Genomic DNA, 23630 nt, shown 5'->3' with positions numbered 1-23630 from the left:
TGCATTATGCAACATTCTTCAGGGCGTCGCGAACCAGGAAGAATGCGATCACGATGACCCGCCGGCGCGACCCGCCTTCAGAGCGGAGTCAGGCCAGCGTCTCGCAGAGGTTCTCCACCGTGGCGTGCACGTCGCTGAAGATCCGGGTGCCGTCGGTGTGCCCGACGACCGTGAAGCTCCCGTGCAGGATGTACCAGCCCTGCGGGAAGCCGGGGCTGTCGACGCGGACGGGGACGCTTCCCCCGCCGTCGAGGCGATACTCCCTGCCGCCGTCCTGGAAGTAATGGATGATGCCATGACCGGACAGGTCTCGTACGACGGAGCGGCCGGTGCTCATGTTGGTGAAGCGGATCGCGAGAGGTCCACGGGCCTCCTCCACCTCGACCGAGCCGTCCGGGTAGGTGGAGAGGGTCCGTGCCTCGGTCGTGTCCCGGACGATGTCGCCCTTCATGGTGAAGGAGCAGACTCCGGAGGTCACGAACGGCTCGCTCGGAGCGGGGTGCCAGTCGCCCGTCCCGGCCGCGCCCGCGGCCGAGGAGAGCAGACCCACCGCCGATGCGGCGAGCGCGGCGATGATGAACGTACGGCGCATTGCCATCCTTCCGTCAACTTTCGTGGTATCGCGCATCATTGAGAGCAAGCGCCGTCACGTGCGAGGGTTTCGGTGTAGAGCGAAAGGCCGAAGTGCTCCGAATTCATTTCACGGCAGAGGACCTCCTGCGGGTCCGCATCGCCTCCGACCCGGCCCCGCTACTGGAGTTGGGCATGGCCATCGCCGCGCTCCAGCGCGACGACGCCGTGTTCACGCGCTGGGCCCGCCGCATCCGGCTGCCTCGCAGCACGCGACCGCTCTTCGAACTGATCCCGCCCACCGCCGGCGGGCCCCTCTTCCTCGACCCGGTCAGCGAGGATTTCGATGACGGCCTGGACAGAGTGCTGTCGACCCCGCGCGACGACGTGGACGCGGAACTCACCCGGAGCTGTCGGCCCACGCCCTGGACGAAGGGGTTGATCGACCGCGATCGCGACGCCTGGCGCACCTTGGAGCGCGCGCTTCGCGGCGCGTACGACGGCCTCATCGAAGCGGAGTGGACCCGCATCCGCGCGAGCTTCCACGCCGACGTCGCATGGCGGCGGATGCTGTTGTCGGAGGAAGGGCTGCGAGCGGCCCTCGTCAGCATCTGTCCTGGTTCCCGGTGGGACGGCACCACGCTGGAGCTGAACGCGCCGTGGGAGAGCGAACGGCTGCTGGGGGGACACGGCCTCACACTGCTGCCGTCCCCGTTCTGGACGGGCGGGCCGCGGACCAACGTCCATCCGGACGGGTCGATGCTGTTGGTCTATCCGGCGCTCACTCCCCTGCCGCTGATCGAACCGGAGGCCGGCGACGGCTTGGGCGCGCTTCTCGGCCAGACCCGCGCGGCCGTCCTGCGCGTACTGACCGCGCCACGGACGACCTCCGAGCTCGCCCGCACTCTGGGGATCAGCGGGGCGTCGGCGTCCGAACACGCCCGGACCCTGCGCCGCGGCGGGCTGGTCGTCACACGCCGCACCGGCAGGGCGGTCACGCATCTGATCACGCCGCTCGGCCTGCGTCTGCTCAACGCGGAGTAAGACCTACCGGATGAGATGGAGCCGAGCGGTTCCGTCCGGTGCTCGCGTGACCTCGCGCGGCGACGCTCAGGAGCCGCCCTGTGCCGGAGTGACCGGCGCCTGCAGCAGTCCGACGATCGCGTCGATCAGGCCGGTGGCCGCGTCGTGCCAGGTGGCGCGGGCGGTGGGCCGCCCGTCGGCCAGGGCGCGTTCGCGCTCCGCGGTCATGTGCACCATCAGCTGGCGGATCATCTCGTCGCGTTCGGCGCGTACCTCGGGGGGCAGTTCGGGCAGGCACCGCTTCAGCCCCTCCACGGCCCGGTTCAGCGACGGCGACGTGAGCGACTCGGCGGTCATGATCTCGCGCAGCTCCGGGTCGGTCTGCACCTGCGCGGCGAACCGGGCGAACCAGCTGGGGCCGTCCAGCGTGGCCAGGTGCTCGGCGTTCGGGCGTACGAGGCAGGCGATCCAGTCGCGAAGATCCGTGGAGCCGGCCGCCTCGGCCACCATCCGTACGCGGATCCGCTCGATGGCCTCGCTGTGCCGGCGCACGATCGCGCGGACCAGGTCGGTCTTGGTGCCGAAGTGGTAGTTGACGGCGGCGTTGTTGCCCTGCCCGGCGGCCTCGCTGATCTGGCGGTTGGACACGGCGAACACCCCGTGCTCGGCGAACAGTCGCTCGGCCGCGGCCAGGATCGCCTCTCGCGTCGCCTGTACTCGTTCGGCGCGTGCCGTTCCGCTCGCCATCGTCGTCTCCTCACCGTCGCAACCTTCTTCCGCTATGATAAGTCAATCACTTGATTTAAAAGCGAGCATCGGGCACGCTCGCCGATGGAGGTTTCCGCATCTCGTGAGTCGAGCGATCGACGCTAGGGCGCGTCTCACAGCGGGGCTTTGAGACGCGCCCTAGTTCCGCCGCATCGGCACCCCTGGACATACGTACGGAGGCTCGACCCATGTCCCACGCCCAGCCCCCCGCGCCAGGGGCGGCCGCCCCGCCGCGGGCGAACGTCGTCGTAGCGGTCCTCGCCTTCGGCGGGATCGTGGTCTCGCTGATGCAGACGCTCGTGATCCCGATCGTTCCCGAGCTTCCCCGCCTGCTGCACGCCACCGCGTCGAACGCCGCATGGGCCGTCACCGCCACGCTGCTGGCCGCCGCCGTCGCCACCCCGGTGATGGGACGCCTCGGCGACATGTACGGCAAGCGCCTCATGCTGCTCTTCAGCCTTGTCATGCTGGTGGTCGGATCGGTCGTGTGCGCGCTGAGCGACTCCCTGACCCCGATGATCGTCGGGCGGGTCCTACAGGGCATGGCGTCCGGCGTGATCCCGCTGGGCATCAGCATCATGCGCGATGAGGTTCCCGCCGAGCGGCTCGCCGGCGCCACCGCGCTGATGAGCGCCTCTCTGGGCGTCGGCGGCGCGCTCGGCCTGCCGGCCGCCGCACTCCTCGCCGACCACTACGACTGGCACACGCTGTTCTGGGTCTCCGCCGGCCTCGGCGTCCTCGTCACCCTGCTCGTCCTCCTCCTGGTGCACGAGTCGGCGGTACGCAGCGGCGGGCGTTTCGACCTGCTCGGCGCCATCGGCATGGCGGCCGGCCTGGTCTGCCTGCTGCTGGGGATCTCCAAGGGCGCCGACTGGGGCTGGACCAGCCGGACGACCCTCGGGCTGTTCGCCGCGGCCGTCGTCGTCCTGCTGCTCTGGGGCTGGTTCGAGCTGCGCGCGAGGCAGCCGCTGGTGGACCTGCGCACCACCGTGCGCCGCCAGGTGCTGTTCACCAACCTCGCGTCGGTGGCCACCGGCTTCGCGATGTTCGGGACGTCCCTGATCCTGCCGCAGATCCTCGAGCTGCCCAAGGCCACCGGGTACGGCCTGGGCCAGTCCGTACTGCACGCCGGCCTGGTCCTGGCCCCGACCGGCCTGGTGATGATGGCCATGGCACCGCTGTCCGCCATCGTCACCAAGAGCATGGGGCCGAAGGTGACGCTGATGATCGGCGTCCTGATCGTGGCCGTCGGCTACGGGCTGAACATCGTGCTGCTGCACGCCGTCTGGGAGCTCATCCTGGCCTCCTGCGTCATCGGCGCCGGCATCGGCTTCGCGTACGGCGCGATGCCCGCGCTCATCATGGGCGCCGTGCCCGCCTCCGAGACGGCCGCCGCCAACAGCCTCAACACCCTGATGCGGTCCCTCGGTACGTCGATCTCCAGCGCGGTCGCCGGCGCCATCCTGGCCAAGATGACCAACACCTTCGGAAACGTCGCCCTGCCCTCCCTGGACGGCTTCCGTACCGTGATGGCGATCGCCGGTGGCGCCGCGGTCCTCGCCTTCCTGCTCGCCATGTTCCTGCCCGGCCGCCGGCGGGCCGCCGCCACCGCGGCGGCGCCCGCGGCGTCGTTCCAGCAGGCGGAGCCGTTCCGGCCCGCCGAGCCGGCCATGGCCGCCCCCATGGCGGCGGCGTCGAACGGGATGGACGGCTTCCCGCAGGCCGGCGGGGCTCCGAGCCACGCGCAGCCTGCGCCGGCCTTCGCCTCCGCCGGGGCCGTTCCGGGCGACGGGGCGAGCGGCGGGATCCTGGTCGGCGGGCGCGTCCACAGCGCGAACAACACGCCCGTGACCGGGGCCGCGGTGACGCTGATCTCGCTGGGCGGCCAGCAGCTCGGCCGCTCGCTGGCGCAGGGGGACGGCTCGTACGGCATCGGAGTGCCCCGCGCAGGTTCGTACTTCCTGATCGCCTCGGCGGCGGGCCACAAGCCCCACGCCTCGACGATCGTCGTCGGTGACACGCCGATGCGGTACGACATCCTGCTCGGGAGCGGCAGCGGCCTGGCCGGTACGGTGCGGGCCGCGGACAGCGGGACACCGGTCGCCGGAGCGGTCATCGTCGTGACCGACGCCCACGGTGACGTCCTGACCACCGGGCAGACCGACGCGCTGGGCGAGTTCACCGTCGACGACCTGACACCGGGCACGGTCACCCTCGCGGTCAACTCGCCCAAGCACCGGCCGCTGGCCCTGCCCGTCGAGATCGAGAGCGGTGAGACCGCTCGCGTCGACGTACGGCTCCAGCCGGGCGCGCAGGTGCGCGGCACCATCCGCGGCGGAGGCGCACCGCTCAGGGACGCACGCGTGACGATCGTGGACGCCGCGGGCAACGTGGTCGCCACCACCACGACCGGGCTCGACGGTGAGTACGCCTTCGCCGACCTGGACGGCGGCGTCTACACCGTCGTCGCGACCGGCTACCGGCCACAGTCCGCCGAGGTGGTCGTCACCGGCGGCGACGTCGACGGCCACGACCTCGAGCTCGCCCCCGGCGACGAGTAGCCAGAAGAAGAGAAGAGAAACGTATGTCACTCACTGCGCGGGTTCGCGCCCGCAACGGCTGGGCCGTGCCGAACGCGGTGCTCACGGTGACCGACATGACCGGCACGCAAATCATGCGTGCGGAGGCCGACGCCGAGGGCGCCGTCGCCGACGACGCGCCCCTGACCCCGGGCCGCTACACCGTCATCGTCACCGCACCCGGCTACACACCCGCCGCGTCCACGGCGCTCGTCACCAGCAGCGGGCGCGCCGAACTCGGCCAGATCGTGCTCGGCCGCCAGGGCGGCGCCGAACTGCCCCCGCCGGGCCCGTGGACCATCGACCCGGCCCACTCCTCCGTGGCGGCGGTGGCCCAGCATCTGGGCCTGTCGAGCGTACGCGGCCACTTCACCGACTTCGGTGGTCGCATCGAGGTCGCCCCCGACGCCGACAAGTCCCGGGTCGAGGCGGTGATCCGCGCCGCCTCGATCGACACCCGCAACGGCATGCGCGACGACCACCTCAGGACGGGCGACTTCCTGGGCGTCGAGCAGTACCCGGAGATCACCTACCGCTCGACCGGCCTGACCCCGGCCGGGCCCGACCGCTGGACCGTCCACGGCGAACTCGGCCTGCGCGGCGTCATCCGCCCCGTCGACCTGGACCTCACCTACCTCGGCACCGGCCCCGACCCCTGGGGCGGTGTCCGCACCGCCTTCCGCGCCACGACCGAGCTGCGCCGTGAGGACTTCGCGATCAACTACAACCAGGTGCTCCAGACCGGGATGGCGATGGTCGGCACCACGCTGAAGGTGGAACTCGACATCCAGGCGGTGCAGGGCGAATCTCTGCCGCAGGCGTGACCACCGTCTCCGCTACCCCTGGGGGAGCTCGTCGATCAGACGCCGGATGAGAGCGCGGCTCTCCTCCGGCGGGACGGCGTCGCCCTCCTCGATGCGGTTCCACGTGTCGGTGAGGTCCACGGTGGTGAAATGGGTGCCCAGGGCGCTGTGGACGAGCGCGAGCCGGTCGCTGACCTCGGGGAATTCCAGCAGGTCGAAGGGGTTCGCGCGCGCCTCGTAGAACGGCGCGCCCCGCGGGATCACCCGGATCGTGGTGTCCGGGCGCATGCTCAGGTCGAGGAGATGGCGCAGCTGGTCCACCATGACCTCGGGCTCGGAGAGCTGCAGGGTCAGCGCGCCCTCGTCGACGATCACGTCGAGGTCGCGTCGCCGGCCACCGGGCCGGTGGCGCTGGCGGCTGTCCAGCAGGTGCCATTCGGCGTCCACGTCGCAGTCGGGGTCGATGCGGGGAGCGATGTGGCGGACGTACGCCTCCGCGCGTGCCAGGTACGGGACGGTCAGCACGCCGTAGGTGCGGATGACCGAGGCCTCCGACTCCATGAGGAGGACGTCGCGGGTGGAGGGTTTCAACCGCTCGGCGTGGGTGCTCAGCCATTCGGGGCCGTTCGGGCGGGACGCCAGATCGATCACCACGTCGGCCACCATGGAGCCCCGGACCTGGTAGCGGTCCATCATCCGCTCCACCTCGACGGGTGAAGGCCACTCGAACCCGGTCTCCACCCGGACCAGCCAGTCCGACCGGCATCCGATCTGAACCGCCGCCTCGTCGTACGACAATTCAAGGAATTCCCGAATTGTCCGTAAGTAAAGCCCCAGTCGGCGCGCGTTGATGTTCGGTTCGCGATGTTCTACAGACACAGGAGCTCCGCTCATTGTCGTGCGGTATGAGACCCAATATGCCACTGGCGGCCCCGGTGAAGCGCCTGATCGGCGCATCGCGCACCCGAGCCCTGGAGCCGGTTCGATTCCGGCCTTCTCGGGGGAGAATGATTCTCTCCTTTCACAAGATTTCTTTCATGCGATCCCAACCCGATTGGGCGGAGGGCCTTTCCGAGGTCACGAGCGGCCGGCGGCCGGCGCGGGCGCGGGCTCCAGCGGAGCGTCCGCGGTGCGGAGGTTGCCGGCGGCGAGGGTCACCGCGATGACGGCGACCGCGACCAGGGCCGCGGACGCCGCCGGGAGGCGGGACGCCGGGGAGGAGGTGTTCAGCAGGGAGCCGAGCACGGCCACGGCGATCAGGGCGCCGCTCTGCCGCAGGGTGTTCTGGACGCCCGACGCGAGGCCGGACTGCGCCGTCGGGACGTTCCCGATCAGCAGGGAGGTCAGCGCGGAGAACACCATCGTGCTAGAGACGCCGATCAGCAGCAGCCCGGTGGCGAGGACGGCGTACGGGGCGCGCGTGCCGGCGCCGGCCAGCGTGGCGATCCCGGCGGTGCAGCAGGCGAAGCCGCCGAGCAGCAGGGCGCGGTGCCCGTACCGGAGCGCCAGCGGGCGGTAGAGGACGAGCGGGCCGATCGTGCTGCCCACGGTCATGGGCAGCAGTGCGACGCCGGACGCCCCCGGGGTCCAGCCGCGCATCTGCTGGAAGTACAGCGACATCACGAACAGCGCGCCGTAGAACAGGAACCCCATGAGGCCGGCGCTGGCGACGGCCGCGGCGCGGACCCGCAGGGCGAAGAATGAGGGCGGCAGCATCGGATGGGCGGCGTGCCGCGCGGTGATCACGTATGCCGCCCCGGCCACGACGGCGGCGCCCAGCAGCCCGAGCGTCGCCGGTGCCGCCCAGCCCGCCGACCCGGCGTCGATCAGCCCGCCGGTGAGCAGGGCGAGTGTCGCGGCGGCGGTGACCAGGCCGGCCCGGTCCACGGGATGGGTGTGCCGGGGCGTCTCGGGGACGCCGGCCCGGACGAGCAGGGTGGCCACCACGCCCACGGGCAGGTTGAGCACGAAGATCGCGCGCCAGCCGACCGCGTCGATCAGAACGCCGCCGACCAGCGGTCCCACCGCCATCGAGATCGCCCCGGTGGCGACCCAGAAGACGGTGGCGCGGGCCCGCGCGTCGGCCTCGGCGAACAGGTGCGGTACGAGCGCGAGCGTCGCGGGCAGCAGCGCCGCCGCGCCGACCCCCTGCACGACACGCGCGCCGACCAGAACGCCGGTGGTGGGCGCCAGGGCGCACGCCGCCGACGCGAGAGTGAAGACCGCCACCCCGGCCAGCAGCGTCCGCCGCAGCCCGAACCGGTCGCCCAGCGCCCCGGCGGTGAGCAGCAGGGCCGCCAGCGTCAGCGTGTAGCCGTTCAGCACCCACTGCGCGCCCGCCATCGAGCTGCCCAGGCCGTCGCGGATGGCGGGCACGGCCACGTTGAGCACGCTCCCGTCCAGGATGATCGCGAAGTACGCGAGGCACATGCCCGAGAACCCGATCCGCTCACTCATGCGCCATCCCAAATAGTGAGATACAAGTCTTACAATGTGGTCAGGATGGGATCATACGCCGGTCGGTGCCGGCGTCACGCGTTGAGGGTCACCGGGAGCGCGGTGAGGCGCCACGTGCCCGGGTCGGGGGCGCGCAGCTCCTCCGGCGTCGCGGTGAGTGCGAGGCCGGGGTGGCGGCGCAGCAGCGCGGCGAGCGCGACCTGCGTCTGCACGCGGGCGATCGAGGCGCCGAGGCAGAAGTGCGGTCCGTGGGCGAAGCCCAGATGTCCGTTCGGTCCCTTCGGGCGGGTGACGTCGAGGCGTTCGGGATCGGGGAAGACGCGCGGATCGCGGTTGGCGGCGGTGACGGCGGCGGTCACGGCCTCGCCCTCGCGCACCCGTACGCCGCAGAGCTCGACGTCCTCGCGCGCGTAACGCGGGATCGACAGCAGTGTCGGGCCGCACCAGCGGATGAGCTCCTCGACCGCGCCGGGCATGAGGTCCGGGTCGTCGCGCAGCGCGTCGCGCTGGCCGGGGTGGGTCAGCAGTGCGACGATGGCGTTGGCGATGAGGTTGGCGGGCGTCTGACCGGCGAGGACCAGGTGCCAGACCAGGGTCACCATCTCGGCGTCGGTGAGCCGGTCGCCGTCCTCGGCCTGGACGGTGATGAGGTCGGCGAGCAGGTCGTCACCGGGCTCGGCGCGCCGGCGGGCGATGGCGGCCTTGGCGCCGTCCATGATGCCCGGGATGGCCTCGGCGAACGCGCGGCCGGCACCGCCCGCGACGGTGGCGCCGTACGCGCGCCAGCGCGGTCGGTCGGGGCCGGGGACGCCGACCAGCTCGCAGATGACGTCCATCGGCAGCGGACGGGTGAAGTGCGGCAGCAGGTCCACCGTCCCGTCATCGGCGGCGTGTGCTTCCACATCGTCGAGGAGTCCCTCGACGATCCGCTCGATCCGCGGCCGGAACCCGGCGGCCCTGCGCGGCGTGAACGCCGGGGCGACCAGCGTGCGCATCCGGGCGTGCTCCGGCCCGTTCATCTCGGACATGGTGCGCATGTAGGGCAGGCAGTCGTCGGGTACGTCGGGCCGCATGAAGCTGTCGGCCCTGATCTCCAGGCGCGGGTCGGCCAGCATCGCGCGCGCGGGTTCGTGGCGCGTCACGACCCACCACGGGTCCAGGCCGGGCACCCGGAGCCGCGCCAGGGGAGCCTGCTCGCGGACGCGCCCGTACGCGGCGAAGGGGTCCCGGACGACCTCCGCGTCACTCAGATCGATCTCCAGCATTTCAGATGCTCCTGTCATACGTTGTGATCATCCAGATGATGACGGTATCCCGATAGGCGCGGTGCGGCAACGCGTCGAGATGTGGCACCATTCGGCCAAACCGGTTGCCAGAAATGGGAGTCAGGGCGGATGGTCGCGGGCCGTGGTGACGCCGTGCGTGAGCTGCACCGGCTCCACGTTCTCGGCGTGCTGCGCGAGCGCGGGCCCGCCAGCCGTGCCGAGCTGATGTCCGCCACGGGCCTGTCGCGGCCCACGATCGCGGGGCATCGTGACCGAGCTGCTGGCCGCCGGAGCGATCCGCGAGGTCGGCAAGGACGCGTCGGGCGCGCGCAAGGGCCGCCCGTCGCAGCTGCTCGCGCCGGCCCTGCCCGGCGGCCGTGCCCTGAGCGTCGACATCGGCCACACCCACGTCCGAGCCATCGTGGCGGACGCGTCCGGTCACGTCGTGCACGAGCGGGTCGTGGCGTTCGAGGAGCGGCTCCGCGCCGAGCGGGCGCTGGCCGAGGCGGCGCGGCTGGTCACCGACGTGGCGGCCGCGGCGAAGGTGGAGGCCGACGGTGTCATCGGAGCCGTGGTGGGCGTTCCCTCACCGGTCGACCTGGCCGGACGGCCGGTCGCTCCCTGGTTCGGCGACCTCGACCCGCTGGAGGCCCTGCGCCTCGACGCGTACACCGACCGGGTGCGGGTGCTCAACGACGCCGATCTGGGGGCCGCGGGCGAGGCCGCCTTCGGGGCCGGGTCGCGCTTCGGCACCTTCGTCTACGTCAAGATCTCACACGGGATCGGCGCCGGTCTGATCGTGGGCGGGCGCATCTACCGGGGGCGCGGCTACGCCGGAAACATCGGCCACATCCGGATGGTCGACGACGGCGACGTCTGCATCTGCGGAAACCGCGGCTGCCTGGAGACGGTCGCCTCCAGTGCGGCCCTGATCAAGGTGCTGCAGCCGGCGCATCCCGGCGTCTCCCTGGGCTTCGCCGACCTGGTGCGCCTGGCCAACGCGGGCGACCGTGGGACGCGGGCCCTGCTCGTCGACGCCGGCCGGACCATCGGCCGGGCGCTGTCCACCCTGGTGACGGCCATGAATCCGGACGCGATCCTCGTCGGAGGCGCGGTCGGCGCCCTCGGCGAACCCGTGCTGCGCGGCATCCGGGAGGCGCTGGACCGCTACACCCATCCGGCCGCGCTGCACGATCTCGTCGTCACCGGCGCCGGGCGCGGAGCGCACGCCGAGGCGCTGGGCGGGATCGCGGTCGCCTTCGGCCTCGTCGAGGACTTCGGGTCGGCGGGCGGTCGCCCGTCCCCTTTTATGTCTTAACTCTTTACATTAACGGCGCCTGACATCGCCGCATTCAGCCATTGACACGGCCGAATGTCCTATTTGCGCTTTGCGCACCAGCTGGTGGTCACCCGTGTCAACCCCGCCCCGCGTCCCACCCGACCACGGTCCCCGTCACTCCGCCGCGCCACCCTCGAGCCCTCCGCCGCACGCGCTGCCTCAGTACGGGACGCGCTGTCCCGTACTGGACGCGCCGTGCCATGCCGCGGATCCGAGCGTGGCCCTCCGCCAAGGAGCTTCACGTGAGAGGCCTTTCCCACCAGCGCCGGGCCGCACTGACCGCGGCCGCGCTCGTTCCGATCCTGACGATCGGCGCCTCGGGCGCCATGGCCCATGCCGCCGACCATTCGGGCCCGGACGCCCCCGCGAGCCCGACCGGCAAGTCGCGGTGGACCGCCCCGCGGCCGGCGGCCGGGTGGAGCGAGGTACGCGACGCGACGCGGTTCGGGCACCGCTGCGCCCAGACCTCCGGCTGGGACCCCGGCTATGAGAACCCGACCCTCACCGAGGACTGCCTGTCGCTCAACGTCTACGCGCCGAAGCAGGCGCAGGGGCGGCGTCCGGTGCTCGTGTGGATCCACGGCGGCGGTTTCACCGGCGGCGCGGGCCAGGACACCAACCCCCGCGAGTTCGTGCAGCAGGCGAACGCCGTCGTCGTCACGGTCAACTACCGGCTGGGCGCGCTCGGGTTCTTGAACCTGCCCCAGCTGCGGCAGGCGAGCGCCGACGGGCCCGGCAACTTCGGGCTGCTCGACCAGCAGGCCGCGCTGCGCTGGGTGCAGGCCAACATCGCGGGCTTCGGCGGCGACCCGCGGAACGTCACGATCGCCGGTCAGTCCGCCGGCGGCTCGTCGGTCTGCGACCAGATCGCCTCTCCGACCGCCAAGGGACTCTTCTCCCGGGCCATCATCATGAGCGGCGGGTGCGGCATGTCGTCGGCCGCGGACGGGGAGAAGACCGGCCTGGCGTTCGTCCAGGCGGCCGGCTGCTCCGGCGCGTCGGACGTGCTCGCGTGCCTGCGCGGCAAGCCGGCCGCCGACCTCCTCGCCGCCCAGCAGAAGGCGGGCGTACGGCCCTCGGTCGGCGGAGCGGCGTTCCCGGCCGACCCCGCGACGGCGGTGCCGGCCGGGCGGACCAACCGCGTGCCCGTGCTGCTGGGGCAGGTCAACAACGAGCGGTCGCTGTTCACCTTCCAGAACTACGACTACGTGGGCAAGCCGCTGACCGCCGACCAGTACGAGGCGCTCGTCCGGTCGACCTACGGCGACGACGCGGGCAAGGTGCTCGCCGAGTATCCGGTGGGCGAATTCGACTCGCCGGACGTCGCGTGGACCACGGTGCAGGACGACTCGGCCTCCTACACCCGCCAGCGGCTCTACGCGCAGCTGTCCCGGTACGTGCCGACGTACGCCTATGAGTTCGCCGAGAGTGACACGCCCCAGTTCACCTCCATCTACCGGATCCAGCAGAAGAGCGAGGCCGCGCGGAACCATCCGTTCGGCGCCACCCACGTCGACGACCTCGGCTACCTCTGGGACTACCTCGGCCAGACGCTGCCGTACACCGACGACGAGCTCGACCTGTCCAACCAGATGATCCGCTACTGGGGCAGATTCGCCACGACCGGCGACCCGAACGGCGCCGCCACCCCGACCTGGCCGAAGTACAGCCAGCGGACCGACCTGATGATGTCGCTCGTGGCCTGCGACACCTCGCCGGCCACCGGCAAGCCCCCGGCCGCGTGCTCGGCGGTCACCGACCGGTTCGGCGCCGAGCACGACACGGCGTTCTGGAAGAGTCTCTCGTCCTGAGACACCGACGTCCGTGGGAACCTGGCGAGCGGCCCACGGCATCGAGCCGTGGGCCGCTTCGCGCGCCGGTCAGCCGTGGAGGGCCAGGTAGGGGGCGAGCCCGATGAGGCTGGCGATGAGGGCGTACTTGAGCGTGCGGGCGGGCAGGCGGCGGGCGATGACCCAGCCGAGCAGGACTCCGGCGAGTTCCGGAACGCCGACCAGGGCGGCGAGGGGCCAGTCGATGGCGCCGGCGGCGAGGTAGCCCAGCGTGCCGACACCGGCGATGACCACGGACTGGACCTGGGCGGCGGCCAGCGCGGAGAGTACGGGCGCGCCGAGGGTGACCAGCAGCGGGACGGCCAGGAGCGGGCCGCCGACGCCGACCAGGCCGCTGGCCACCGCGACACCGAAGCCCACGGCCGCGACCACCTCGGCGCGGAGCTGATGGCCCGCCGGGTCGGCCCGCGGGCGGCGGTCGCGGTACCACACCAGCGCGGCGATACCCGCGGAGAAGACGCCGAGCACGATGCCGAACGCCTGCCCGGAGACGACGCTGTTGATCAGCACGCCCAGCGGTGTGCCGACGACCGCGGCGGCGGCCAGCGTCAGCGCGGTACGGCGGGTGTGCGGGTCGCGGAGGTGCCCGGAACGCGTGTAGGCGGCGGTGGCCAGCGCCCCGGTCGCGACGTGCGTGACGATGGCGGTCCCGGCGACCTGCGCGGGAGTGAGAGCGGTCAGGGCGAACAGGCCGATGGTGGCCAGCACTCCGCCGGGACCGATCGCGGTGATCCCGACGCCGGCCACCAGCCCGAGTACGGCCAGCGCGATGAGCGTGGGCGGCTCCAGGCCGCTCACCGGGGCGTCACCGTGCGGGCATGCGCGAGACGTGGGGGAGCCACGACAGACCTCCAGGGAGAGTCGACGACGACGGGTCAGGGCGCCGAGGGGACGGCGCCGCGGTGCAAAGTGGCCTGCAGGACGAGCCGGTCCGCGCGGATGTGAACGGTCTCGGCGTCGACAGGACGCCCGTCGGCCAGCCGGGTGAGCCGGTCGATCGCGAAGACGGCCGCCCCGGCGGGGATGCCCAGCAGGGCCGCGGTGTCCGCACCGGCGGTCATCGCGTGCACGGCGAGGTCGGCGCGGCCCAACGGCTGCCCGCTGATCCGCTCCAGCAGCACGAAGACGTCCTGGTCGGTCAGCTCGCACTCCAGCAGCGGGCGGCCGATGTCCAGGGGCAGGTAGGTGGCGTCCAGCGAGAGGGGCTCGCCATCGAGCCGACGGAGTCGCTCCAGGTAGACCGCGCCCGCGTCGCGGGACAGCTCCAACCGGCGCGCGACGGCGTCCGGCACGCCGGCGACCGGGTGAGCGGCGCGGACCTCGTTGGTGATCTCGCCGCGGCCGACCAGGGTTTCGGCCAGCCCGGCCAGCCGGTCCAGGCTGTGGCCGTAGCGCTGCTGGGCCACGACGGTGCCGACCCCGCGCCGCCGGGTGATCAGTCCCTCGGCGCGCAGCAGCCCGAGGGCCGCACGGATCGCGTTGCGCGAGGCCCCCAGCTGCGCGGCGAGTACGCGCTCGTCGGGCAGCCTGCCGCCCTCGAACGCCTGGCTGGTGATCTGCTGCCGCAGCACGTCGGCGGCTCGCCGTGCTCGCTCGGCGCGGGGCCGGGAGGACACCGCGGGACCCGTCTCCATGGGCCCGACACTAGTCACAGCACATTACGCCAGAGTTACGCCACCCTTATTGACCTGCATTAACGCGTGACCAGGAGGTTCTGGGCCGACGACAACGGGTTCCGCCACCCCTCAGCGCGGCCGGCTCCACGCCAGCAGCCGTGCGGGGTTGTCCACCAGGACCCGCCGGACGAGGCCGGGGCCGGCGGTCCGCTCCAGGCGCGGCACGAACCGGGCGGGCAGGTAGACGAGACCGGGCATGCCGCCGTACGCGCGGTACCTGGTCCGCCGTGCGACGTCGCCGCCGAGCAGGAGCCGGTCGGCGCCGCCGAGTTCGGCGGTACGCACCAGGCAGTCCAGGATGGTCGAGTCGGGCCACGAGCGGTGCCGGGCCATGCCGTCGTAGCCGAGGTAGGCGCCGGTCGCGCACAGTTCGGCGTGCAGGCCGGGGTCGGGGTTGCGGTCGGCGTGGGCGAGCACGATCCGGTCGGCGGGCACTCCCAGGTCGGCGAGCGACTCGAGCACCTCGAACGCCGCGCTGCCGTGTTCGAGGTGCACCATCACCGGCGCGCCGGTGGCGCGATGCGCGGCCGACACGCCGGCCAGCACTCGGCGTTCGAACGGCCCGATCGACCAGTAACCGATGCCCGCCTTGAGGAGACCGGCGGGCGGCGCGTCCGGCCGGGGGACGGTCGGCGCGGCGTCGTCGCGTACGCCCTCGGTGAGCTCGGCGGTGAACAGCGCGCCCAGCGCGGTGGCGTCCATGCCGAGCAGAGGATGATCGCCGGGATAGTGCTCGCGGCGGTGCGCTCCGGTCGTGAGCACGATGTGCAGGCCGGTGACGCGGGCGATACGGGCGACCGCGAACGCGTCGCGGCCGAGCCCGGCCGGTGTGGCCTCGACCATGGCGTCCACGCCCGCGTTACGCAGCTCGGCCGCCTCCGCCCCGCTCCGCGCCTCGTCGTCGAGCTCGTCGCCCGGCAGCAGCGGGCTCACCTGGAACAGATGCTCGTGGTAGTCGGTACGGCCGAGGTCGGCGGGCGCGAGGTCGCCGAGTACGGTTCTGATCATCGGACCCGCGCGGCGACCCGCGAGAGCTCCTCGACGGTCGGCCCGGTCAGCTCGACGCCGAACACCTCCGCCACCACCTGGGACCAGCCGTGGACGAAATAGCGCCAGCCGTCCACGACGGTCAGCCCCGCCCGCTCGCGCTGGGCGCACGCGGCCCGCAGGAAGTCCAGCTCGCCGCGGTAGTTCAGCTCCCACACCAGCGCCTCGGCCGGGAAGACGGCGTCCGCGCTCAGGGGTGAGCCCGGCCGGTCCTTGCCCAGCCCGGTCGCGTTGATCACCAGGCTGCCCGGCGGCAGCTCGGCCAGGAGCGCGTCCGCGGGACCCTCGACGCGGTGGCCGGCCAGCGTACGGTCGTCCAGCCCGCCCCGGGTCAGCACGTCGCGGAGCCCGGCGAGGCGGTCCGCCGAGACGTCGGTGCAGACGATCCGCTCCGGGGCGTCGGCGCGGCGGGCGAGGTACCAGACGATCGCCGTGCCCGCTCCGCCGGCGCCCAGGCACAGCACGTGGCCGCCGGTCCGCGCGAAGTGGTCCGGCGCCAGGAACTCCTCCAGCGAGAGCCCGGCGGTGATCGGATCCTTGGCGTGCCCGATGAGCCGGCCGCCGTGCTTGGAGATCGAGGAGATCTCCCCGCAGAGGGCGGCGAACTCGTCGATCTCGTCGAACAGGTCGGCCGCCGCCCGGTAGACGGCGATCTTGTGCGTCGTCACCAGCGCGCCCAGCCGGTGGGGGTCGTCCTTGATCTCGGCGACCAGCGCGCGGTACCGGTCCGGAGCGGCGTCGAGCGGGACGTCGTGCCCGATGAGGCGGGCGGTGGGCAGGCCGAGAACGCGCGCCCATTCCGGGAACACGCGCATGATCGACGATCCGCCGGTGCTCACCCCGATGAACTCCATGACGGCTTCGCCGGTGACGGCCGTCATCGGCGCGCGGCGGCGAGCGCCGCGGTGAACGCGCGGGCCCGGGTGGTGATCTCGGCGCGGTCGCCCGCGGCGATCGCGCCCGACGGGCACAGCTCGCCGCCGGCGCCGACCGCGAACGCCCCGGCGGCCAGCCAGTCGGCCAGGTTGTCCGCGCCGACGCCGCCGGTCGGCATCAGCGGCACGTCGGGGAAGGGGCCGCGCAGCGCCTTCAGGTACGCCGGGCCGCCCAGCGACGCGGGGAAGATCTTCACGGCGTGGGCGCCGAGGGCGACCGCGTGCATCAGTTCACCGGGCGTCAGCGCGCCGAGCAGCGTGGTGAGTCCGGTGTCGAACATCGCGCGGGCGAGGTCGTCGCTGGTTCCGGGGCTGACCAGGAACCGGGCGCCCGCGTCGGCCGCGGCCCTGGCCTGCTCGGGCGTTGTCACGGTGCCCGCTCCGACGTACGCGCCGGGATGGTCCCGGCGGACGCGCTCGATCACCGCGGCGGCATCGGGCGTCGAGTAGGTGATCTCGATGCCGGTGACGCCGCCTTCGATCAGCGCGGACACGCAGGTCAGTGCGCTCTCCGGCGTCGGCGCCCGCAGTACGGCGACCACACCGGTCGCGCGCAGTTCCTCGATATCAGCCATTACAGATCCCCCTGTCGGTCACGACGTTCGCGGGTGTGCGTCCGGACAGCGCGTCCAGGACGGCGGTGGTGGCGCCCAGACCCATGCGGTCCACCGCCTCGACGGTGTGGGCGCCGATGTGCGGGGTGACGACGACGCGGTCGGCGAGGTCCTCGTCGAGCAGCGCGCCGCCCACGTGGCCCTCGCCGGCGAGGGTGTCGGTGGCGTACGCCGCGAGCCGGCCGGCGCGCAGGGCCCGGGCCACGGCGTCCTCGTCCACGAGGTCGGCACGCGCGGTGTTGACCAGCACGGCGCCCGGCCGGATCCGCGCCAGCCAGTCCGCGTCGATGAGCGTCGAGCCGCCCGGCGCGTGGAGCGACACGGCGTGGCACTCACGGGCGAGCGTCGCCAGGTCGGCGAGTTCGATGCCCTCGGACGCGGCCACGTACGGATCGCAGGCCAGGACCCGTGCGCCGAAGCCGCCCAGGCGCCGCGCGACTCCGCGGCCGACCCGGCCGAGCCCGACGACGCCGACGGTGAGCGCGCCGAGCTCGTGGCCCCGCGACGGCCGCCAGTCCCCGGCCCGCACGCGGCGGTCGCCGGGAACGACCCCGCGCAGGGCGGCGAGCAGCAGCACGACGGCCAGGTCGGCGACGGCCTCGCTGTTCGCGCCGGGCGTGTTGGTCACCGTGACGCCGCGCCGCGCCGCCGCGGCGAGGTCGACGGCGTCCACGCCCACGCCGTACCGCGCGATGATCCGCAGACGGGGCGCGGCGGCGAGGTGGGCGTCGGTGATCGGCGCGACGCCCGCGATCCACGCCGTCGCCTCGGCCAGCGCGGACTTCAGCTCGGCGAGGTCGTGGACGGGGGAACCGCGGACGACGCGGAGCCCGGCGCGGGTGAGCTCCTCCTCGTACGGGCGGGTGCCGCTGCCGAAGGACCGGGAGGTGACCAGGACCGTTCCGGACGGCTCAGCCATGGGCGTTCTCCCGGTCGAACCACGGCTCCAGCCGCTCGTACGCGTCCAGGAACGCCGCGTGGCGCTCGCGGTAGTCACGGTGGCGCGCGTCGTCCGGGACGAACTCGGCCGACACGTCCGACAGGTCGCGGGCGACCTCGAACCCCGGCACGAGCCCGGCGCCGACCGCCGCCGTGACCGCCGCGCCCAGGCTGTTGGCCTCCTCGCCGATGCGCCGCCGGCGTACGGTCGTGCCCCACACGTCGGCGAGCACCTGGAGCCACAGGTCGCTGGACGCGCCGCCGCCGATCGCGTCGACCCGGTCGACCGGATGACCCGCCTCGCGGAAGGCCTGGACGCAGGTGAACAGGTTGAACGCCACGCCTTCGAGGACCGCGCGGACCAGGTGGCCGGGCCCGTGGTGACGCGCCAGGCCGAGGAACACCCCGCGGGCCGACGCGTTCCAGTACGGCGACCGCTCGCCGAGCAGGTGCGGCAGGAAGTACAGGCCGCGGGTGTCGGCGTCCGCCGCCGCGGCGGTCAGTTCCTCGAACCGCGCCGGGTCCCCGCCGGGCCGCAGCACCTCGGCCGCCCACTCGAAGGAGGCGCCGCCGGTCTGCATCGTCGCGGTCGGGACGTACCGCCCGGGCACCACGTGGTCGAACGTCATCGTGCGCAGCCGCGGATCGTGCAGCGGCCGGTCCGCCGACAGCGACACCCACGACGAGGAGCCCAGATAGGTGTACGCGCCGTCCTCCGGCCCGATCACGCCGGCGCCGAGCGCCGCGAGCGGGCCGTCCCCGCCGCCCAGCACGACGGGGGTGCCGGGTGCCAGCCCGACGTCGCCGGCGGCCCGCGCGCCCAGCTCGCCGGCGACTGTGGTGGCGGGCACGATCGGCGGGAACAGGCCGGGATCGAGCCCGGCCGCCGACAGCACCCGCTCCGACCACGCGCCCGCCGCCTGGTCGTAGGCGTTCGTGCTGGACGCGTCGGACGGGTCGGTGACGAGGCGGCCGGTCAGCCGGTGGACCACGTAGTCCTTGGCGAGGCAGACGTGCGCGACCCGCGCGAACACCTCCGGCTCGTGGTCGCGCACCCACAGGATCTTCGCGAGGGAGTACGTGGGATGGATCCGGTGCCCGAGCAGCCGGTAGGCCTCCTCGGCGCCGAGCGCCTGCTCCAGCCGCTCGGCCTGCGCGGTGCTGCGGTGGTCGGCCCAGATCAGCGCGGGGCGCACCGGGCGATGGGCGGCGTCCAGCAGGACCGCGCCCATCATCTGCCCGCTGAAGGAGACGGCGCGCACCGCCGACGGGGAGGTGCCGGTGTCCGCGAGCAGCCGCCGGGTCGCCGCGCACACGGCGTCCCACCAGTCGTGCGGATCCTGCTCGGCGACGCCGCCGTCGGCGAAGCGCGTGTCGTACCGCACCGTCACCGCGGCGGCCAGACGCCCGTCGTCGTGGTGAAGAGAGGCCTTGTCCCCGGTCGTGCCCAGGTCGTGCGCGACGATCATCCGTTGCCTCCGGCGCCGCGCAGGTTCCGCAGGTGCTCGGCGGCGACCGCGGCGAGGATCAGCACGCCGGTGAGGATCTGCAGCCAGAACGGATCGATGCCGAGCAGCGTGCCGCCGTTGTCGAGCAGCCCGACGACCAGCGCGCCGACGAGCGCGCCGAGCGCCGTACCGCGCGCCCCGAACAGGCTCGCGCCGCCGATCACGCAGGCCGCGATCGCCTGCAGTTCGTACCCGGTGCCGGCCGTGGGCACGCCGTTGCCGAGCCGGGAGGCCAGCAGCACGCCGGCGAGCGCGGCGAGCAGCCCGGACAGGGTGTACGCGGTGATCTGCACGGCGCGGACCGGCACCCCGGTCAGCCGCGCGGACTCCGCGCTCGACCCGACGGCGTACAGGTAACGGCCCCAGACCGTACGGCGCAGGAAGAAGGCCACGACGACGGTGACGATGAGCATCAGCCAGGTCAGGTCGGCCACGCCGAACAGCGAGCCCTCCGCGATCGAGGAGAACCCGTCGGGCAGCGGCTGCACGGTCCGGCCGCCCGTCAGCAGCAGCGTGGCGCCCCGGGCGATCCCCATCATGCCCAGCGTCACGATGAACGGGGGAAGCCGGACGATGGCGACGAGCACCCCGTTGATCAGTCCGGCGAGCGCGCCGACCGCGAGCGCGAGCACGACGGCCCACACGACGGATCCCCCGCCGGTGGTGTCGAAGACCGCCTTGGCGGCGACGATGCCCGAGAGGCCGACGACCGACCCGACCGACAGGTCGATGCCGGCGGTGAGGATGACCAGCAGCTCACCGATGCCGAGGATGGCGTAGATGGAGACCTGGCGGCCGAGGTTGTCCAGGTTGGTGCCGGTGAGGAAGACGTCGGTGGACAGGCTGAGCGCGAACGCGAGGATGAGCAGCACCGGGATCCCGCCGAGCCCGCGGTTGAACACCTGCCCGAGCCGCAGGATCTCACTCTCGTCCGGTTCGGGGCGGGCCTTGCGGCGTGACCCGGCCGGCGGCGCACCGGTGACGTCTGTCATGAGGACTCCAGGGGGTTGAGGTCGGGCCTGTCGTCGGCGCCGCGCGGGCTGGCCAGGGCCAGGACCCGCTCCTCGGACGCCTCTTCGGCGCTCAGCTCGCCGACGAGCCGCCGCTCGCTGACCACGACCACGCGGTCGCACAGGCCGAGCAGCTCAGGCAGGTACGACGAGACCACGACGATCGCCAGCCCGGAGGCGGCCAGGTCGGCGATGATCCGGTAGATGTCGGCCTTGGCGCCGACGTCGACGCCCTTGGTGGGCTCGTCCAGGAGGAGCACCTTGGCGTCCAGCGCGCGCCAGCGCGCGATCAGGACCTTCTGCTGGTTGCCCCCGGACAGCGAGGCGACCGGGTCGGTCCACGCGCCGAACCGCAGGCGCAGGCCGTCGGCGGCGGCCTCCACGTGGTCGCGGACGCGCCGGCGGTGGACGAGACCGCGGACGCCCGCCCGGCGCCAGCTCGCGATCGCGATGTTCTCCTCGATGCTGAGCTCGGGCAGCAGGCCCGACTCCTTGCGGTCCTCGGTGAGCAGCCCGATGCCCCGGCGGGCCGCCGCCCGCGTCGATCCCCTCGGCACCGGGCGTCCGTCCACCAGGACCCGGCCTCCGCCGACCGGGTCCGCGCCGAAGATCGCGCGCAGCAGCTCGCTGCGCCCGGACCCGAGCAGCCCGGCGACACCGACCACCTCGCCGGCGCGTACGGACAGGTCGACCGGGGCGGGGAACCCCTCCGGGCGCAGGCCGCGCACCTCCAGCCGGGCGTCCGCGCCGGAGGGCTCGGGCCGACGGCCGGGGTACAGGTTGGCGATGGCCCGGCCGACCATCATGGCGATCAGCGAGTCCTCGTCCTGGTTCGCGAGCGGGCCGGTGTGCACGTGGGTGCCGTCGCGCAGCACCGTCACGGTGTCGCCGACCTGGAACATCTCCTCGATGCGGTGCGTGATGTACAGCACCGCGACGCCCTCCTCCCGCAGTGCGGCCACGCGCGCCAGCAGGGCGTCGGCCTCTTCGGGCGACAGCGCCGTCGTCGGCTCGTCGAAGATCACGACCTTCGCGTCGTTGGACAGCACCCGGGCGATCTCCACGAGCTGCCGCGTCGCCGTCGGCAGGTCCGCGACCGTCCGCCGCGGATCCAGGCCGACCAGGCCGACGCGGTCGAGCATCGCGTGGACCAGGGACCGCTGCCGCCGCCGGTCGACCAGGCCGGCGCGCGAGGGGAACGCGCCCATGCACAGGTTGTCGGCGACGGACAGGTCGGTGAGCAGGCTGAGCTCCTGGTACACCACGCCGATCCCGGAGTTCCGCGCCTCCACCGGCGTCAGCATCCGTCGCATCGGCTCGCCCTGGAGCGTGTACTCGCCGGCGTCCCGGTGGACCGCCCCGGTGAGGATCTTCATCAGGGTGGACTTGCCCGCCCCGTTCTCCCCGGCGACGCAGTGCACGGTGCCGGGCAGGACGTCCAGGTCGATCCCGTCCAGCGCGCGGACCGGCCCGAAGCTCTTGCCGATCCCGCGCAGGCTCAGCACCGGATCGGCCGTCCCGCCGCTCACCCGTGCGCCCCGGAGGTCTTCGGCGGGTTCAGCAGCTGGGCGAACTGGGCCTTGTCCACGAGGGACTTGTCGATCAGTACGGCGCCGGGGTCGATGTTCAGCGGGGGCGTGCTGCCGCGCACCGCCATGGCCGCCTCGACCACACCCTGGTAGCCGAAGAAGAACGGGTTCTGCACCACGATCGCGCTGAGCGTGCCGGCGCGGACGCCGTCCACCTCGGCCGGGTCGGAGTCGAACGCGATGCTCACCACCCGGTCGGCCGCGTTCTTCTCCTTGACCGCGCGGGCGGCGCCGGTGCCGGAGACGTTGTTGTCGGCGAAGATCCCGACGACGTCGGGCTTGGAGGTGAGCACGTCACCGACCTGGCCCAGCGCCTTGTTGGGGTCGTTGTCGTTGACCAGCGTCTGGCTGATCTGGGCCTTCGGGCAGCCCTCGGCCAGCCCCTTCTTGAAGCCGGTGAAGCGGTCCACCAGCACCTGCTGGCCGGAGACCGAACTCTCGTGCAGGACCTTGCCGTCCGGGTGGCCCTTGTCCTTCAGCAGCTCGCACATGCGCTGGCCCGCCTGCTCACCGGCCTTGATGTTGTCGGTGCCGATGAAGCCCTCGGAGTCGGTGCTGATCGCGTTGTCGACCGTGACGACCTTGATGCCGCGCTTGCGGGCCCGGTCGACGACGCCGTTGAGGGCGCTGGAGGAGTTGGAGGCGAGGACGATGGCGTCGACGCCGCGGGAGATGGAGTTCTCCACCAGCTTGACCTGGCCGTCGATGTCGGTCTCCGACGTCGGGCCGAACAGCCCGAGCCGGATGCCGTAGTCGGCGCCCGCCTTCTTCGACCCGGCCAGCATCGACTGCCAGAACTCCGAGTCGGTCGCCTTGGTGATGACGTCGATCTTGCGTCCGGCGACCGGGCTCGTGCCCGGGCCCGTGTCACCGGAGTCCCCCGCGAACGCGACCTTGCCGATGGTGAGTCCGGCCCCGATCGCGATGAGAGCGATCGCGGTCGCGACTCCGGATGAGACGTAACGGATGCGCGCCATGAGTGTTCCTCGGGTCGTTGCTGATCAGCCGGCAGGGAAGGTGAAGGGGCGCAGTTCGGGACCGCCGGAGCCGTGGAAGACGCGGTGGCCCATCCCGTGCTCGGCCACCCAGCCGTAGTCGTGGCCGGAGTCGCCGGGGTAGACGGCGAGGAACCGGTACGGCTCGTCGCCGACGTTGACGCTGCGGTGCGCCCAGTGCGGAGGGATGTAGCCGATCGAGCCGGGCCGCATCTCGATCCACTGGGGTCGTTCACCGTCGAACAGGAGCAGGCCGCCCAGACCGGACAGGCCCAGGTAGATCTCGCCGCGCGGCCGCGTGTGCATGTGCCCCTTGGTCATGTGGAACTCACCGCCGACCCGGCCGGGGAGGATCGTGGTGATCGACTGCGGCAGCTCGCCTTCCAGCTCCGGCACCGGGGACGAGGCGACCTCGTAGACGACGTCGTCGGACTCCAGCGCGGCGGTCCAGGCGGCCTGGTCGGCGTACAGGCCGCGGAGGTCGGACATCCTGCGGACGAGCACCGGGCCGGAAGGACTCATCCCCCCGGAGCGGTCGTCGAAGCCGACATGCATCGGCGGGACCGGTGGAGTCGCGAACGGTGGCACGGTGTATCCCTCCTCGACCAAGGTAGGGATACTGTCGTCCTGTAATTACAGGATGTCAATAGCTGCGACGATGTC

Annotated in this window: 21 protein-coding genes; 5 read left to right on the top strand and 16 right to left on the bottom strand. The window is 72.7% G+C overall.

Annotated features, from left to right (window positions below):
- Positions 1 to 88: 88 nt before the first annotated feature.
- Positions 89 to 592 carry a hypothetical protein gene (locus ABEA10_RS19480; protein ID WP_345465638.1) on the bottom strand — a complete coding sequence of 168 codons (504 nt, stop codon included), beginning with the start codon at positions 590 to 592 and terminating at the stop codon, positions 89 to 91.
- A 92-nt stretch (positions 593 to 684) separates the two neighbouring features.
- Here ABEA10_RS19480 and ABEA10_RS19475 point away from each other — a divergent pair, with 92 nt between their 5' ends.
- Positions 685 to 1614, top strand: a complete 930-nt coding sequence (locus ABEA10_RS19475) for an ArsR/SmtB family transcription factor (RefSeq protein ID WP_345465636.1) — start codon at positions 685 to 687, stop codon at positions 1612 to 1614.
- Between the two features lie 66 nt (positions 1615 to 1680).
- Here the strand turns inward: ABEA10_RS19475 and ABEA10_RS19470 are convergent, their stop codons facing one another.
- Entirely contained in the window at positions 1681 to 2340 is a 660-nt protein-coding gene (locus tag ABEA10_RS19470) for a TetR/AcrR family transcriptional regulator (RefSeq protein ID WP_345465634.1), read from the bottom strand.
- Between the two features lie 209 nt (positions 2341 to 2549).
- Here ABEA10_RS19470 and ABEA10_RS51175 point away from each other — a divergent pair, with 209 nt between their 5' ends.
- Positions 2550 to 4922, top strand: a complete 2373-nt coding sequence (locus tag ABEA10_RS51175; protein WP_425550925.1) for an MFS transporter — start codon at positions 2550 to 2552, stop codon at positions 4920 to 4922.
- A 23-nt stretch (positions 4923 to 4945) separates the two neighbouring features.
- On the top strand, positions 4946 to 5764 hold the full coding sequence (locus ABEA10_RS19455; RefSeq protein WP_345465632.1) for a YceI family protein: 819 nt from the start codon (positions 4946 to 4948) through the stop codon (positions 5762 to 5764).
- 12 nt (positions 5765 to 5776) lie between these two features.
- Here ABEA10_RS19455 and ABEA10_RS19450 read toward each other — a convergent pair whose 3' ends face one another.
- From ABEA10_RS19450 to ABEA10_RS19440, 3 genes are all read right to left on the bottom strand, one after another.
- Positions 5777 to 6637, bottom strand: a complete 861-nt coding sequence (locus ABEA10_RS19450) for a helix-turn-helix domain-containing protein (protein ID WP_345465629.1) — start codon at positions 6635 to 6637, stop codon at positions 5777 to 5779.
- 183 nt (positions 6638 to 6820) lie between these two features.
- Complete coding sequence (locus ABEA10_RS19445) at positions 6821 to 8200, bottom strand: MFS transporter (RefSeq protein ID WP_345465627.1); 1380 nt, start codon at positions 8198 to 8200, stop codon at positions 6821 to 6823.
- A 74-nt stretch (positions 8201 to 8274) separates the two neighbouring features.
- A complete protein-coding gene (locus ABEA10_RS19440) occupies positions 8275 to 9465 on the bottom strand; it encodes a cytochrome P450 family protein (protein ID WP_345465625.1) in 1191 nt (396 codons plus the stop codon).
- A 268-nt stretch (positions 9466 to 9733) separates the two neighbouring features.
- Here ABEA10_RS19440 and ABEA10_RS19435 point away from each other — a divergent pair, with 268 nt between their 5' ends.
- Both ABEA10_RS19435 and ABEA10_RS19430 read left to right on the top strand, forming a co-directional pair.
- Positions 9734 to 10783: an ROK family protein gene (locus tag ABEA10_RS19435; protein WP_345465623.1), complete on the top strand. Its 1050-nt coding sequence runs from the start codon at positions 9734 to 9736 to the stop codon at positions 10781 to 10783.
- A 263-nt stretch (positions 10784 to 11046) separates the two neighbouring features.
- Positions 11047 to 12615 carry a carboxylesterase/lipase family protein gene (locus tag ABEA10_RS19430; protein WP_345465621.1) on the top strand — a complete coding sequence of 523 codons (1569 nt, stop codon included), beginning with the start codon at positions 11047 to 11049 and terminating at the stop codon, positions 12613 to 12615.
- Between the two features lie 69 nt (positions 12616 to 12684).
- Here ABEA10_RS19430 and ABEA10_RS19425 read toward each other — a convergent pair whose 3' ends face one another.
- The 11 genes from ABEA10_RS19425 to ABEA10_RS19375 all read right to left on the bottom strand — a co-directional run bounded on the left by ABEA10_RS19425 (position 12685) and on the right by ABEA10_RS19375 (position 23576).
- Entirely contained in the window at positions 12685 to 13452 is a 768-nt protein-coding gene (locus ABEA10_RS19425; RefSeq protein WP_345465619.1) for a sulfite exporter TauE/SafE family protein, read from the bottom strand.
- A 77-nt stretch (positions 13453 to 13529) separates the two neighbouring features.
- Positions 13530 to 14288 carry a GntR family transcriptional regulator gene (locus tag ABEA10_RS19420; RefSeq protein WP_345465617.1) on the bottom strand — a complete coding sequence of 253 codons (759 nt, stop codon included), beginning with the start codon at positions 14286 to 14288 and terminating at the stop codon, positions 13530 to 13532.
- A 111-nt stretch (positions 14289 to 14399) separates the two neighbouring features.
- Entirely contained in the window at positions 14400 to 15338 is a 939-nt protein-coding gene (locus tag ABEA10_RS19415) for a phosphotriesterase family protein (RefSeq protein WP_345465614.1), read from the bottom strand.
- Positions 15335 to 16231, bottom strand: coding sequence for a shikimate dehydrogenase family protein (locus ABEA10_RS19410; RefSeq protein WP_345465611.1), 897 nt, complete (start codon positions 16229 to 16231; stop codon positions 15335 to 15337). Before ABEA10_RS19410 ends, ABEA10_RS19415 begins: the two co-directional genes overlap by 4 nt.
- A 23-nt stretch (positions 16232 to 16254) precedes the next feature.
- The gene (locus ABEA10_RS19405) at positions 16255 to 16887 is read right to left on the bottom strand and encodes a bifunctional 4-hydroxy-2-oxoglutarate aldolase/2-dehydro-3-deoxy-phosphogluconate aldolase (protein ID WP_345465609.1); all 633 of its coding nucleotides are present in this window, start codon (positions 16885 to 16887) and stop codon (positions 16255 to 16257) included.
- Positions 16880 to 17845, bottom strand: coding sequence for an NAD(P)-dependent oxidoreductase (locus ABEA10_RS19400; RefSeq protein ID WP_345465607.1), 966 nt, complete (start codon positions 17843 to 17845; stop codon positions 16880 to 16882). Before ABEA10_RS19400 ends, ABEA10_RS19405 begins: the two co-directional genes overlap by 8 nt.
- Complete coding sequence (gene xylB / locus ABEA10_RS19395) at positions 17838 to 19334, bottom strand: xylulokinase (RefSeq protein WP_345465604.1); 1497 nt, start codon at positions 19332 to 19334, stop codon at positions 17838 to 17840. Before xylB ends, ABEA10_RS19400 begins: the two co-directional genes overlap by 8 nt.
- Entirely contained in the window at positions 19331 to 20365 is a 1035-nt protein-coding gene (locus ABEA10_RS19390; RefSeq protein ID WP_345465602.1) for an ABC transporter permease, read from the bottom strand. Before ABEA10_RS19390 ends, xylB begins: the two co-directional genes overlap by 4 nt.
- Positions 20362 to 21912, bottom strand: a complete 1551-nt coding sequence (locus ABEA10_RS19385) for a sugar ABC transporter ATP-binding protein (protein ID WP_345465600.1) — start codon at positions 21910 to 21912, stop codon at positions 20362 to 20364. The genes ABEA10_RS19390 and ABEA10_RS19385 overlap by 4 nt, the downstream gene beginning before the upstream one ends.
- Positions 21909 to 22949 (bottom strand): ABC transporter substrate-binding protein, encoded by a 1041-nt coding sequence (locus tag ABEA10_RS19380; protein WP_345465599.1) that lies wholly within the window; start codon positions 22947 to 22949, stop codon positions 21909 to 21911. The genes ABEA10_RS19385 and ABEA10_RS19380 overlap by 4 nt, the downstream gene beginning before the upstream one ends.
- A gap of 24 nt (positions 22950 to 22973) precedes the next feature.
- Positions 22974 to 23576, bottom strand: a complete 603-nt coding sequence (locus ABEA10_RS19375) for a glucose-6-phosphate isomerase family protein (RefSeq protein ID WP_345465596.1) — start codon at positions 23574 to 23576, stop codon at positions 22974 to 22976.
- Positions 23577 to 23630: the final 54 nt, after the last annotated feature.

It is taken from the genome of Actinoallomurus oryzae (assembly GCF_039541955.1).
GTDB lineage: Bacteria > Actinomycetota > Actinomycetes > Streptosporangiales > Streptosporangiaceae > Actinoallomurus > Actinoallomurus oryzae.
The sequence above is the reverse complement of the archived record's forward strand: the minus strand, read 5'-3'. Positions and strand labels throughout refer to the sequence as shown.